Genomic DNA, 13,092 nt, shown 5'->3' on the forward strand with positions numbered 1-13,092 from the left:
GTTGATTAGGTCAGATTTGGAGTGTAATACACGAACAAATCTGCCAATCAACCACTGCGCTGAGATGTTGACATGAACTCTGAGAAGTGGTGATGGGCTTGAGCCCAGCCTCCGTTTTATGACAAAACAGCCGCGGAAATGCATGCGAAAATGATTCCGAATGCAAGTGTAGAGAAAAAATAGGAGAATAAGCAGAATGACTGATATTACTTTGAGGCATATGATGTTAGAGGAACTTTTGAAGGATAACAGGCTCCATATCCCAAATTATCAACGCCCTTATAAATGGCAACGTAAACACATTCGCCACTTATTCTATGATGTCAAAGAAGTTATAGACTCTAAAAAGGCCATCTATCAGGTTGGTTCTCTTATATTACACGATAAAAAACAAATTTTAGATATTGTTGATGGACAACAGCGTACTATTTCTGTTGCATTATTTTTACAGGCTTTAGGGAGGTTGAACGACTATATCGGTGCCCAGCAGTTACTAAATCAAAAATTTGACGTGGTTTCGTGTCAACATGCTAAGGAAAATTTTGAAGAATGGAAAATACTGATTGACCTAGATGATGAAAAGGCGCAAAAAGTATGTGACTTTCTTCTTAAAAATTGTGAAATTGCTGTTATTACAATGCCACATAATCGATTATCTGAAGCTTTCCAACTTTTTGATTCTCAAAATAATCGGGGAAAAGCTTTAGAGCCACACGACCTGCTTAAAGCCTATCATTTGAGAAATGCCTCTGAAATCAGTGAAGATTTGATCGAAAATTGGGAAAAAATTGTTACAGACGAAAAGGTCAATTTAAAAGATTTATTTAACCAATATCTTTTTAGAGTGCGACGGTGGTCAATTGGTGAAACTGGGTTGACCAAACGTCGTCAGGGTTCATACCTTCGCTTTACAGAAGATTTTATCGATGATTTTAAAGGTGTCGGTTTACATCATAACGATTACCCTTATTTGAATCTCTTTAGACTATTAAAAGAACAAAATATTGATTATCCTATTTCTTTAGCGATGCCAATTATTGATGGAGAGTACTTTTTCTCTTATATTAATCAGTCACATAAAATGATTCAAAATAGAGAGACTTGGTTTGAAAATCTCAGTTTAGACTCCAAAATGCTAAAGATTTTACATTCTACTAAACAACGTTATAACCGGAATCGTAATTTATTCGATAATTTAGTGTTACTTTTTGTGGATAGGTTTGGTCAGGGAGCTTTAGATAAAGATATTGTTGAAACAATTTTTATATGGGCCTATTATCCACGTATAAAAGCACGTGCCATTTATGATAGCACTTTAGCCAATTATGCTGCGGGTGGAATTTTTCAACGGCGTACAGTTCAAAAATTATTTCAGCTATTACATCATGCAAGTACACCAAGCGATTTTTTGCAGAAAATCAATCGTGATCAATTTGAACATTTTACCTTGGAGAAAATTCTTGAAGAAGAGGAGCTTAATAAATGACTAAGACAGCTACTTTGACAGTTACAAAACTTCTGACTGAAGATGAATACATTGTTCCTCTTTATCAGCGAAATTTTTCATGGACATATGATGAAATTGAGCAATTGCTTATTGACATAGCAGATGCCTACAACGAACGTGAAAAACGTCCTGATTATTATATCGGAACACTGGTTGTTCACCAAAAAGGAAATATGTACCACATTATTGATGGGCAACAGAGAACAACAGCTTTGACTTTGTTAGTATTGGTTTTGAGAAATGAGTATCACATTCAGATTCCTGGCTTGAAACTCTTAAATTTTGAAGCACGTAAGCAGTCCAATGCTTCTTTGCAGCAGTTATTTGAAAATAGTGGTGCTGCATTTGAGAATATGGATGAGATTATTAGAGGTTACCAAAACACCAAATTAGCACTCAATAAAATTCTATCCGAACAGTTTAAAATGGAAGTGACAGTATATGCTGGGTACCTCTTTCAACACGTTATCATTTTTAGAAATATGCTACCTACTGACTTAGATTTGAATCTTTATTTTGAGCGGTTTAATTCAAGAGGAGAGCAATTGGAAGCTCATGAAATTATTAAGGCTCAATTGATGGCGAAGCTTGACGATGATGTAGCTGTTAAGTTTGCTAAAATCTGGGATGCCTGTGCAGACTTCGAGAAGCCGGTAGTTAAATCATTTCAAATGAGAAAGAAAAGAAAGGAAACGTTTAAAGAAAGAGAAAACATTTTTGGTTGGCATTTTTCAAATTATAAATTAGCCAATATCTATCAATTTGTTGATAGCAGAAATAGTTCAAAAAAAAGTATATTAGACACGCTAGAAGATTCAAGTTCATTGGTATTTGATGACATAGTAGACGACAAAGAAACTGGAAAATATACAACCGTTATTAACTTTGAAACACTACTCTTGTATACTGTTTCTATTATTGAAAATATTTCCCCACAAGATGTTCAATTAGATGATAAGAAACTACATGATGTCTTTACGGTGAGTGAAAAAGGAAGGGATTGGGTCATTTACTTCTCGGAAACTTTATTAAGCATCAGACACCTATTTGATAACTATGTCATTAGAAATGCAAGCGAAGATACAGCAAGGCGGTCAAAAAACGACTGGTTTCTTAGCAAAGGTACTTACTATGAGTATCAAAGAGACAATCGGAAAAATACAGATTACTTTGTAGAAGAACATTTCGAGAATAATACTTTTCCAGATAAGGCAGTGAATGATACCATTATTATGCTTCAGTCTATGTTTGCAGTGACCTTTACATCAAATCGAGATAGTCGTTGGCTATATGAGACTTTGGTCTATCTATTCGAGAATGTTGAGCATTTGCAAGATGAGGCATTTGGACACCAGTTTGTAAATTTTCTAGAAGCGTTGGCAGTTCGATATGCTGAAGGTCGGTTATTTACAGAAGATGGACAAAAATTTAGATGCTACCCTAATATGCCTATCTATGCTTTCAATTTTGTTGATTATGTCTTATGGAAAAATCAAAATAAGTTACAGGAGTACTTTTTTGATTCAAGGAATTTTAGATTCACTTATCGTCGTTCCGTTGAACATTGGTATCCTCAGAATCCAAATTTTGAAGATAGTGGGATGGTAAGAATGTCTGATAGTCTGCTTCATTCTTTCGGAAACCTTTGTATTATCACGGACAGTCAAAATTCGAAGTTTGGGAACTCTAGACCTCAGGCCAAGTATAGCCAATGGGAAAAGATATTTGGAAACCAAAGTCTAAAACTGCAATGGATGGCAAAACTTACTGGAAATTCTGACGACAATTGGAATAGTGAGGTAATCAGAGGGCATGAAGATAAGATCTTAATGTTAGTTAAGGAATTTATAGATTGTACGAAAAACATTTGATCTGTTCGGAAGTTTTTATTTTCAGTTTATTCCCCCTAGGTTTGCTTGTCTTGTATAAAAGAAAAATAAATTTTTTAAAATTCCTTGCAAAAAACCGAACCTTTGTGTTACAATACCAAGAGCGTAGGTTTTTAAACTCATCCCGTGAGGTGAGAAAGACAACAGGAAAAATTATTAAGGGCCTATGACTATGTATATTTAGAAAGTCTGGGTCTTTTTGTGTACCCAGAATGGGAGATTTATGAGTACAAAAGCCAACCTTTTGTTTGATGTCCATGAGAAACCAGCCCCGCTTCAAGGGATTTTGCTGAGTTTCCAGCACGTGTTCGCTATGTTCGGTGCGACGATTTTGGTGCCGCTGATTCTCGGCATGCCCGTATCGGTTGCCCTCTTCGCATCAGGTGTCGGGACCTTGATTTACCAAGTGGCGACCCAGTTTAAAGTTCCAGTTTACCTAGGCTCTTCCTTTGCCTATATCTCAGCTATGGCTCTTGCTATCAAGGAAATGGGTGGCGATGTGTCAGCTGCGCAGACAGGTATTCTCTTCGTCGGTTTGATTTACGTGTTGACTGCGGCTCTGGTCAAAGTTATCGGGACCAAGTGGATTGATACCCTCTTGCCACCGATTGTTATCGGCCCTATGATTATCGTTATCGGTCTGGGTCTTGCCAATTCTGCCGTGACTTCGGCAGGCTTTGTCGCAGACGGCGACTGGAAAAATGTCGTTGTGGCAATCGCGACCTTCTTGATTGCGGCTTTTGTCAATACCAAAGGGAAAGGCTTCGCCAAGATTGTTCCCTTCTTGATTGCCATTATCGGTGGTTATGTGATTGCCATCTTCCTCGGACTAGTTGATTTCACACCTGTTCTGGAAGTAGCTTGGTTTGAATTACCAGGTTTCTACCTACCATTTGAAACAGGTGTCTTCAAGGCCTACAATTTCTACTTCGGTCCAGAAATGATTGCTATCTTACCAATTGCTGTTGTAACAGTAGCTGAGCATATCGGGGACCACACCGTTCTCAGCCAAATCTGCGGCCGCCAGTTCTTGAAAGATCCAGGTCTCAGCCGTACCTTGATTGGTGACGGTGTGGCGACTGCCGTATCAGCCTTTATCGGTGGACCTGCTAATACCACCTACGGTGAAAATACAGGGGTTATCGGTATGACTCGCATCGCATCAGTATCCGTTATTCGTAATGCAGCCTTGATTGCCATTGCCTTCTCATTCTTGGGTAAATTTACAGCCCTTATCTCAACTATTCCAAGTGCCGTACTTGGAGGCATGTCTATCTTGCTTTACGGTGTTATCGCCTCAAACGGTTTGAAAGTTTTGATTGAAAGCCGTGTTGATTTCGGTCAAGTCCGCAACCTGATTATTGCAAGTTCTATGTTGGTTTTGGGCCTCGGTGGCGCAGTTCTTAACATTGGTGCTATCACCTTGTCAGGAACAGCTCTTTCAGCTATTGTCGGCATCGTCCTCAACCTCATCTTACCAAAAGCAGAAAAGACAGAATAAGATAAAGTGAAAGTCAGCCACGGCTGGCTTTTTTGAGAAATAGCAGAAAGTTAGCTTCGGCTGGCTTTTTTTTTGAAAATAGCAGAGCAGCTCAGCTATTTTTCAAATCAGTTGACAAAAGAGATATTCCTTGATAGAATAAATGAGGTCCAAAAGGACAAATCTAGCTTTTTCTTGGTTACAGGTCGCCAACCTGTCACTCGGATTTAGCTCAAAACAAAGGAGAACATATCATGGCAATCTCAAAAGAGAAAAAAAATGAAATCATGGCACAATATGCTCGTCATGAAGGCGACACAGGTTCAGTTGAAGTTCAAGTAGCAGTACTTACTTGGGAAATCAACCACCTTAACGACCACATCAAACAACACAAAAAAGACCACGCAACTTACCGTGGTTTGATGAAAAAAATCGGTCGCCGTCGTAACTTGTTGGCATACCTACGCCGCACAGACGTAAACCGTTACCGTGAATTGATTCACTCACTCGGACTCCGTCGTTAATATTGGAAACTGCCATGTCTTCGGACATTGGCAGTTTTTCTTTTTCGCTAGGATTTTAGCTCGCTCCAACAGTCTAGGAATAGACTGTTGGAGGTTGGAGATGAAGCGAACGCAGTTCGTGTCAACAATTCAGAAAGAGCCTGTTCATCAGGCTTTTTTTGTTTTCCCGTTTTCTTTTTTCCGAGTTTTTAGACTGTTGGAGGTTGGAGGTGGAGCGAAGGCAATTCGTGTTAACAATTCAAATGGATTAAGTTTTTCGGAAAAAGGGTGTTGTTTGGGGTTAAGGATTGATTTTTTGAGATATAAAGATTAAAATAAAGAAAAATATAAAGAGGTACCATCTTATGGCCTTAACAACTAAAAAGAAATTGATTAACTTTCAATCAGAAAAATCACTTGTAGAAGAAGCAAAAGAGGTCTTGGCAAGTCAAAATATGACCATGACACAAGCCCTCAACCTGTTTCTCAAAAATATTGTAGTAACAGGAGAAATTGGGCTTAAAAGTGAAGAAGAACTGGAAAAAGAGCGACTATTTGCCGAACTGCAAGCAGAAGTGATGAAAAATGTAGCTGAAATGAATGCGGGCAACTATCTATCATTGGACGAAATGGAGACCAAGCTCTTTGGATAAGTACCAAGTAAACCTACCTCTAGCTATATATGAGGAACTAGCTGACATTCGCAGCTACATCAGGGAAGAACTAAAAAGTCCTGATGCTGCGGACAAAAAAATCCAAGAGCTAATAGCAGGACTTAGAAGCCTTGAAATCTTCCCAGAGCGAGGTTTTAACGTAGATGAACGCTCTAAAAAAGGACCGCTAGTCCCAGGTCAGCTGACGCGAGGACTACCCATCAAAAAGGATTATATAGCTATTTATAACATTGATGAAGCACAAAAGGTCGTAAACGTTCGCTATCTTGTCGCAAGCAAGAGCGACTATATGAGGTTATTCAAATAGAATACACAAAGGAACACTCAGAAAAGCTGGGTGTTCTTCGTTTGATTGAAGAGTATTCGATTCGTTCGGTTGTTTATATAGCAGGTTAGATTTTCCCTCAAATTCCTTCCTCATTTCCCCACATTTTCCGTCAAATATGATAAAATAAGAAGTATGCGTGGTTTTGTGCAAAAGAGAGTGAAACAAGCTTGTTTGATTGTCTTTTGTAGAAAACACGCAAGAAAAATTTCAGAAAAAATAGGAGACAATTCATGTCAAAACAAGTGTTTGAAACGGTTTTTGCTGGTAAGAAATTGGTCGTTGAAACTGGCCAGGTTGCCAAACAAGCCAATGGTGCGGTTGTTGTTCGCTATGGCGACTCGACAGTCCTTACAGCGGCAGTTATGTCTAAAAAAATGGCGACGGGCGATTTCTTCCCGCTCCAAGTCAACTATGAAGAAAAAATGTATGCCGCAGGAAAATTCCCGGGTGGCTGGATGAAGCGTGAAGGCCGTCCGTCAACTGATGCGACCTTGACAGCTCGTTTGATTGACCGTCCAATCCGTCCAATGTTTGCGGAAGGCTTCCGTAACGAAGTTCAAGTCATCAACACAGTTCTTTCTTACGATCCAGATGCTTCAGCTCCAATGGCAGCCATGTTTGGTTCTTCATTGGCATTGGCAATCTCAGACATCCCTTTCAACGGTCCAATCGCAGGTGTCCAGGTCGGCTATGTCAATGGTGAACTCATCATCAACCCTGATAAGGCTCAAATGGAAGAGTCTCTCCTTGACTTGACAGTAGCTGGTAACAAGGATGCCATCAACATGGTAGAGTCTGGCGCTAAAGAATTGTCAGAAGAAATCATGTTGGAAGCCCTCTTGAAAGGTCATGCGGCTATTCAAGAACTCCTTGACTTCCAAAATCAAATCGTAGCAGCAGTCGGCAAGGAAAAAGCAGATGTGGAGCTTCTTCAAGTGGACCCAGAATTGCAGGCTGAGATTGTCGCAGCTTACAATGACGATTTGAAAAAAGCGGTGCAGGTAGAAGAAAAATTGGCCCGTGAAGATGCGACCAATGCCGTGCGTGAGACCGTCATCGCAGCCTACGAAGAAAAATACGCTGAACACGAAGAATTCGACCGCATCATGCGGGATGTTCATGAAATCTTGGAACTCATGGAGCACGCAGAAGTTCGTCGTTTGATTACAGAAGACAAGGTCCGCCCAGACGGTCGTCGTGTGGATGAAATTCGTCCGCTGGACGCAGAAGTGGACTTCTTGCCAAACGTTCATGGCTCAGGTCTCTTTACCCGTGGTCAAACTCAGGCACTTTCAGTCTTGACCTTGGCACCAATGGGCGAAACCCAAATCATCGATGGTTTGGATGATGAATACAAGAAACGTTTCTTGCACCATTATAACTTCCCACAATACTCAGTGGGATCAACAGGTCGTTACGGAGCACCTGGTCGTCGTGAAATTGGTCACGGGGCCCTTGGTGAGCGTGCCCTTGAGCAAGTCTTGCCAAGCCTAGAAGACTTCCCTTATGCTATCCGCTTGGTGGCAGAAGTCTTGGAATCAAACGGTTCTTCATCACAGGCTTCTATCACAGCTGGTACCCTTGCCCTTATGGCCGGTGGTGTGCCAATCAAGGCACCAGTTGCAGGGATCGCCATGGGTCTGATTTCAGACGGGACAAACTACACTGTCTTGACCGATATTCAAGGTCTTGAGGACCACTTCGGCGATATGGACTTTAAGGTGGCGGGTACTCGTGACGGTATCACAGCTCTTCAAATGGATATCAAGATCGATGGTATCACACCGCAAATCTTGGAAGAAGCCTTGGCACAAGCTAAGAAGGCACGTTTTGAAATCCTCGATGTCATCGAAGCGACGATTCCAGAAGTTCGTCCTGACTTGGCACCAACTGCACCGAAGATTGACACAATCAAGATTGATGTAGATAAGATCAAGATTGTCATCGGTAAGGGTGGCGAAACTATTGATAAGATTATTGCAGAAACTGGCGTGAAAATCGATATCGACGAAGACGGGCTTGTAGCTATCTTCTCACCAGATCGCGATGCGATTGAACGGACCAAGGAAATCATCGCAGGTCTTGTTCGTGAAGCAAAAGTGGACGAGGTCTTCCAAGCAAAAGTCGTTCGTTTGGAGAAATTCGGTGCCTTTGTCAACCTTTTCGACAAGACTGATGCTCTGGTCCACGTTTCTGAAATGGCTTGGACTCGTGTCAATAAACCAGAAGATTTGGTTGAAATTGGCGATATTGTTGATGTCAAAGTTATCAAGATTGATGATAAAGGACGTATTGACGCTTCTATGAAAGCTCTTCTTCCAAAACCAGAAGGCTATGTAGAGCCAGAAAAACGCGAGCGTTCAGACAAACCTCGCCGTCCAAGAGACCATAAAGAGAAAAAAGACAATAACTTTGGTGAATTCAAATTCCACAAGGTTGAAAAGAAATAAGCTGAGTAGACAAGTTCGGTAGCGGGCTTGTCTTTCGCTAGAAGGAGTGACTATGGGTTGGTGGAAGGACACCATTGAGATTGTAAAAGAAAAAGATCCGGCAGCACGGACGACCTTGGAAGTTCTTTTGACCTACCCAGGTGTCAAGGCCTTGGCTGCCCACCGTCTGTCCCATTGGATGTGGAAAAAAGGTTTTAAACTCTTGGCTCGGATGCACAGCCAATTTTGGCGCTTTTGGACCAATATTGAGATTCATCCAGGTGCCGAGATTGCTTCGGGAGTCTTCATTGACCACGGAGCTGGTTTGGTTATTGGTGAGACAGCTATTATTGAGTCTGGTGTCATGCTTTACCACGGGGTAACGCTTGGTGGAACGGGTAAGGATACGGGCAAACGCCATCCAACTATCCGAAAGGGTGCCCTTGTCTCTGCACACGCACAGGTTATTGGACCTGTTGAAATCGGAGAAAATGCCAAAGTGGGTGCAGCTGCTGTTGTCCTAGCCGATGTTCCAGCAGATGTGACAGTGGTCGGTATGCCAGCTAAAATTGTCCGTGTGCATGGCCAAAAAGATGAGAAGGTCATTCATGACATGGAAGGTGGCCGTGAACACTACACCACCAAATTGGCAGAGCTGAGAGAAGCCAGCCACCATTCGTCGCACTTGTAGGAAAGCCTTCCTATGTGAGTAGTTATAGAGATAAGAGGTAAGCATGATAATAGCAAGGAATGTCCTAAATCCCAAGCAGTTATCCGCAGCAAAAACGCTGATAAGCACTGTACAATCCCATGACGGCACATATCGTGCCCCTTACCTGTCAAATATGCTCAACTTTGACCCTGAAATGCCAGCTTTTTTCTTGGCTTATCAAGGCGAACAGTTGGTGGGGCTCTTGACTGTGTATGCCGATGATGAGGATGTGGAACTGGCGATTCTCGTACATCCAGCCTACCGCAGACAGGGGCTGGCACGCAAGCTCTATGATTGCTATCAGATGAAGACGACTAACTATCCTATCGCTAGTGTGACCTTTCAGACCGAACGTATCTTTCTGGACAAGCACCCAGACCTTGCGACAGCCTGGGACTTGGTAGAAGATACGGATACTGAGACATGGTTGGGTCGTGAACGAGTGCCTTATCAGCTCTCACAACAGGCTGAACTTGTCGTGAGTTTGGCAAAACCTCAACATGCAGATGACATTGCACGTTTTCAGACACAGGTCTTTGATAGCGACTATGAGGTGGCTCTTCGTTACGCACGCGAGGCTATCGCTGATGCAAACAGCTTGCTTTATCTTTTGGAACATAACGGAGCAGTTATCGGTTCTTGCACAGTAGATATCTCGACTGATGATAACTACCTTTACGGTTTAGCTATCGCCTCAGACCAGCAACAAAAAGGTTACGGCACTTACTTAGTCAAAGCTGTCATCAATGACCTTATCACGAAAAACGACAAACCTTTTCAAATCGCCGTTGAAGATGACAACCTCATCGCTAAGCGGCTGTATGAAAATATTGGTTTTACCAAGCAGACACAAGTGGTCTACTTAGACCCGAAAGAAGGTTGATATGCTACTAGAAGAATTTGAAAATACAAGGGCGGTGATTGAGCCTGAGGATGTTTGTCGCCTGCGCAAAGAAACGCACGAGGTTTGTGATACGCTGATTTATTCTTTTAATGGGGAGATTGTTGAGCGTGTTAGTCAGAGTGAGCAGGCTCGCTTTGGTGGTTATGTCTCTAGCCTAAACGGCAAACACCCTTGGTATCTTTATGAGACAGAGGATATGACGGTGGCTGTTATGTTGGCGACTATCGGCGCTCCCATGGCAGTCGGTCAGCTGGAGGAGTTAAAAGCTCTGGGCTTTAAAAACTTTATCGTTTTGGGCTCTTGTGGGGTGCTGGATAAGTCGCTTGCTGCGGATAAGATTATTCTTCCTAGCTCTGCTCTTCGGGATGAAGGAACTAGCTACCACTACGCTCCTGCTAGCGATGAAATCAGCTATGACCCTGCTTTGCTATTGACCACTGAAAAGGCGTTAGATGTCGCAGGTATCAAGCATATCAAAGCTAAGAGTTGGACGACGGACGCTTTTTACCGCGAGACAGCAGACAAGGTCAAGCGTAGGTTGGCACAAGGTGCAACTGTGGTGGACATGGAGGCATCAGCCATCATGGCCTGGGCGCACTTCAGACAGGCCTCTGTCTATCAATTTTTCTACACGGCAGACTACGTCGACCACCGTGCCAATGAATGGGACAAGCGCGCAGAGGAGCGAACGGCTGACAGTATGACCTTTTTTGAAGTAGCCATGGCGATTGCAAAAGGAGTAACAAATGAAAGCATTTAAAGGAAGTGACTGGCTCTATCCAGTCAATCTGGTGTTGGCCATTGTGTTGGCTGTTTTAAATTATAGTCGGGGTTCTTATGGGATTGGTCATATCTGGTCTGCCCTGGCAATCTTTTGGGTGATCCGACTGGTCTTGTTTTGGAGCCAGCGGAAGAAAAAGTAGGAGAAAGCATGATTAAAATTTACGATACCATGACTCGCAGTTTGCGTGACTTTGTGCCCTTGGAAGAGGGCAAGGTCAAGATGTATGTCTGCGGCCCGACGGTTTACAACTATATCCATATCGGAAATGCCCGTAGCGTCGTGGCTTTTGATACCATCCGTCGCTATTTTGAATACCGTGGCTTTGATGTAGCGTACATTTCTAACTTTACGGATGTGGATGACAAGATCATCAAAGCTGCTAATGAAGCAGGCATGACAACCAAGGAACTGTCGGATAAGTTTATCGCAGCTTTCAAGGAAGATGTGGCAAAGTTAGGTGTCAAGCCAGCTACCAAAAATCCTCGTGTTATCGACTATATGGATGAAATCATTGATTTTGTGCAGGTTTTGGTTGACAAGGGGTACGCCTATGAAGCTTCTGGAGATGTCTATTTCCGTGTGGAAAAGGCGGAAAACTATGCTCGTTTGGCCAACAAAACCTTGTCTGACCTAGAAGCTGGGGCTTCTGGTCGTGTTGAGGGAGAAGGTCAACTCAAAGAACATCCTTTCGACTTTGCCCTGTGGAAAACTGCTAAGCCAGGTGAAGTGTCTTGGGAAAGTCCTTGGGGAGCAGGTCGTCCAGGTTGGCATATCGAGTGTTCGGTTATGGCGACAGAGATTTTGGGAGATACCATTGATATTCACGGTGGTGGTGCGGACTTGGAATTCCCTCACCATACCAATGAAATCGCCCAGTCTGAGTGCAAAACAGGTCAGACCTTTGCGAATTACTGGATGCACAATGCCATGCTCAATATCAACGATGAGAAGATGTCCAAGTCCTTGGGCAATTTCCTGACAGCCCATGATATGCTGGAGAAAATTGACGGTCAGGTCTTGCGATTCTTCCTATCGACCCAGCACTACCGCCGTCCACTCAACTACACTGAGAAGGCTATTTCAGATGCGGAAATCAATCTCAAATATCTAAAAAATACTTATACACAACCTGTGCAAAACTCTGTGGATAAGTCAGGTCTTGAATTGCATTTGGCGGCCTTTGAAGCGGCAATGGATGATGATTTCAATGCGGCAAATGGGATTACGGCTATCTTTGACTTTGCCAAATGGATCAACTCAGGTAACTACGATGAAACTGTAAAAGAAGCCTTTGGCAGAATGCTCGCCGTCTTTGGCATCGTCTTTGAAGAAGAAGTCTTGGACAGCGAGATTGAAGCCTTGATAGCAGAACGTCAAGCAGCTCGTGCCAATCGGGACTTTGCGACGGCTGACCGCATTCGTGATGAATTGGCAGCTCAGGGCATCAAGCTCTTGGATACCAAGGATGGTGTGAGGTGGACACGTGACTAAGGCAGTAGATGTCAATCTCATCAATGGAATTGCCCTGGCTTTCGAAGGGGATGCTGTCTATTCCATGTATATCAGAAGGCACTTGATTTTCAAGGGGCTGACCAAGCCCAACAAACTGCACGGCGAGGCTAACAAATACGTCTCGGCTAAGGCTCAGGCAAGCCTAATCTCAGCCCTCTTAGAAGCTCAGCTATTGACCGAAAAAGAGGAAGAAATCTACAAGCGGGGAAGGAATAGCCATAGCCACACCAAGGCTAAGAATGCGGATGTGGTTACCTATCGAATGTCCACAGGTTTTGAGGCGGTCTTAGGTTATCTGCACATGACTGAGCAGATGGAACGCCTGGATGAACTGGTGGGCTGGTGTATTGCTAAAATAGAAAGGGGATAA

13 protein-coding genes are annotated in these 13,092 nt (G+C 42.8%); all 13 read left to right on the plus strand.

Annotated features, from left to right (window positions below; translation table 11 throughout):
- The first annotated feature begins 196 nt into the window (after positions 1-196).
- Positions 197-1,486 carry a DUF262 domain-containing protein gene (locus P7J36_RS03800; protein WP_408551258.1) on the plus strand — a complete coding sequence of 430 codons (1,290 nt, stop codon included), beginning with the start codon at positions 197-199 and terminating at the stop codon, positions 1,484-1,486.
- On the plus strand, positions 1,483-3,378 hold the full coding sequence (locus tag P7J36_RS03805; RefSeq protein ID WP_408551259.1) for a GmrSD restriction endonuclease domain-containing protein: 1,896 nt from the start codon (positions 1,483-1,485) through the stop codon (positions 3,376-3,378). Before P7J36_RS03800 ends, P7J36_RS03805 begins: the two co-directional genes overlap by 4 nt.
- Positions 3,379-3,619: 241 nt before the next feature.
- Complete coding sequence (locus P7J36_RS03810; protein WP_408551260.1) at positions 3,620-4,897, plus strand: uracil-xanthine permease family protein; 1,278 nt, start codon at positions 3,620-3,622, stop codon at positions 4,895-4,897.
- 233 nt (positions 4,898-5,130) lie between these two features.
- The gene (rpsO, locus tag P7J36_RS03815) at positions 5,131-5,400 is read left to right on the plus strand and encodes a 30S ribosomal protein S15 (RefSeq protein ID WP_002938849.1); all 270 of its coding nucleotides are present in this window, start codon (positions 5,131-5,133) and stop codon (positions 5,398-5,400) included.
- Between the two features lie 344 nt (positions 5,401-5,744).
- Positions 5,745-6,032 (plus strand): type II toxin-antitoxin system RelB/ParD family antitoxin, encoded by a 288-nt coding sequence (relB, locus tag P7J36_RS03820; RefSeq protein WP_398582615.1) that lies wholly within the window; start codon positions 5,745-5,747, stop codon positions 6,030-6,032.
- Positions 6,025-6,360, plus strand: coding sequence for a type II toxin-antitoxin system RelE/ParE family toxin (locus tag P7J36_RS03825; protein WP_024389183.1), 336 nt, complete (start codon positions 6,025-6,027; stop codon positions 6,358-6,360). The genes relB and P7J36_RS03825 overlap by 8 nt, the downstream gene beginning before the upstream one ends.
- 251 nt (positions 6,361-6,611) lie before the next feature.
- On the plus strand, positions 6,612-8,831 hold the full coding sequence (gene pnp, locus P7J36_RS03830) for a polyribonucleotide nucleotidyltransferase (protein ID WP_408551262.1): 2,220 nt from the start codon (positions 6,612-6,614) through the stop codon (positions 8,829-8,831).
- Positions 8,832-8,883: 52 nt separating this feature from the next.
- Positions 8,884-9,501 carry a serine O-acetyltransferase gene (gene cysE, locus P7J36_RS03835; RefSeq protein WP_408551263.1) on the plus strand — a complete coding sequence of 206 codons (618 nt, stop codon included), beginning with the start codon at positions 8,884-8,886 and terminating at the stop codon, positions 9,499-9,501.
- A 43-nt stretch (positions 9,502-9,544) separates the two neighbouring features.
- Positions 9,545-10,405 carry a GNAT family N-acetyltransferase gene (locus tag P7J36_RS03840; RefSeq protein WP_408551264.1) on the plus strand — a complete coding sequence of 287 codons (861 nt, stop codon included), beginning with the start codon at positions 9,545-9,547 and terminating at the stop codon, positions 10,403-10,405.
- 1 nt (position 10,406) lies between these two features.
- On the plus strand, positions 10,407-11,186 hold the full coding sequence (locus tag P7J36_RS03845; protein WP_408551265.1) for a nucleoside phosphorylase: 780 nt from the start codon (positions 10,407-10,409) through the stop codon (positions 11,184-11,186).
- Positions 11,173-11,349 (plus strand): hypothetical protein, encoded by a 177-nt coding sequence (locus tag P7J36_RS03850; protein WP_408551267.1) that lies wholly within the window; start codon positions 11,173-11,175, stop codon positions 11,347-11,349. The genes P7J36_RS03845 and P7J36_RS03850 overlap by 14 nt, the downstream gene beginning before the upstream one ends.
- 8 nt (positions 11,350-11,357) lie before the next feature.
- Positions 11,358-12,701, plus strand: a complete 1,344-nt coding sequence (cysS, locus tag P7J36_RS03855; RefSeq protein WP_408551268.1) for a cysteine--tRNA ligase — start codon at positions 11,358-11,360, stop codon at positions 12,699-12,701.
- A complete protein-coding gene (locus tag P7J36_RS03860; RefSeq protein ID WP_408551269.1) occupies positions 12,694-13,092 on the plus strand; it encodes a Mini-ribonuclease 3 in 399 nt (132 codons plus the stop codon). Before cysS ends, P7J36_RS03860 begins: the two co-directional genes overlap by 8 nt.

This window comes from Streptococcus suis (genome assembly GCF_046032115.1).
Taxonomy (GTDB): domain Bacteria; phylum Bacillota; class Bacilli; order Lactobacillales; family Streptococcaceae; genus Streptococcus; species Streptococcus suis_AJ.

What these genes read in the sequence shown, in the direction of transcription:
- P7J36_RS03800 (WP_408551258.1), top strand. Translation starts at nt 197, where the DNA reads ATGACTGATATTACTTTGAGGCATATGATGTTAGAGGAACTTTTGAAG.
- P7J36_RS03805 (WP_408551259.1), top strand. Translation starts at nt 1,483, where the DNA reads ATGACTAAGACAGCTACTTTGACAGTTACAAAACTTCTGACTGAAGAT.
- P7J36_RS03810 (WP_408551260.1), top strand. Translation starts at nt 3,620, where the DNA reads ATGAGTACAAAAGCCAACCTTTTGTTTGATGTCCATGAGAAACCAGCC.
- rpsO (WP_002938849.1), top strand. Translation starts at nt 5,131, where the DNA reads ATGGCAATCTCAAAAGAGAAAAAAAATGAAATCATGGCACAATATGCT.
- relB (WP_398582615.1), top strand. Translation starts at nt 5,745, where the DNA reads ATGGCCTTAACAACTAAAAAGAAATTGATTAACTTTCAATCAGAAAAA.
- pnp (WP_408551262.1), top strand. Translation starts at nt 6,612, where the DNA reads ATGTCAAAACAAGTGTTTGAAACGGTTTTTGCTGGTAAGAAATTGGTC.
- cysE (WP_408551263.1), top strand. Translation starts at nt 8,884, where the DNA reads ATGGGTTGGTGGAAGGACACCATTGAGATTGTAAAAGAAAAAGATCCG.
- P7J36_RS03840 (WP_408551264.1), top strand. Translation starts at nt 9,545, where the DNA reads ATGATAATAGCAAGGAATGTCCTAAATCCCAAGCAGTTATCCGCAGCA.
- P7J36_RS03845 (WP_408551265.1), top strand. Translation starts at nt 10,407, where the DNA reads ATGCTACTAGAAGAATTTGAAAATACAAGGGCGGTGATTGAGCCTGAG.
- P7J36_RS03850 (WP_408551267.1), top strand. Translation starts at nt 11,173, where the DNA reads ATGAAAGCATTTAAAGGAAGTGACTGGCTCTATCCAGTCAATCTGGTG.
- cysS (WP_408551268.1), top strand. Translation starts at nt 11,358, where the DNA reads ATGATTAAAATTTACGATACCATGACTCGCAGTTTGCGTGACTTTGTG.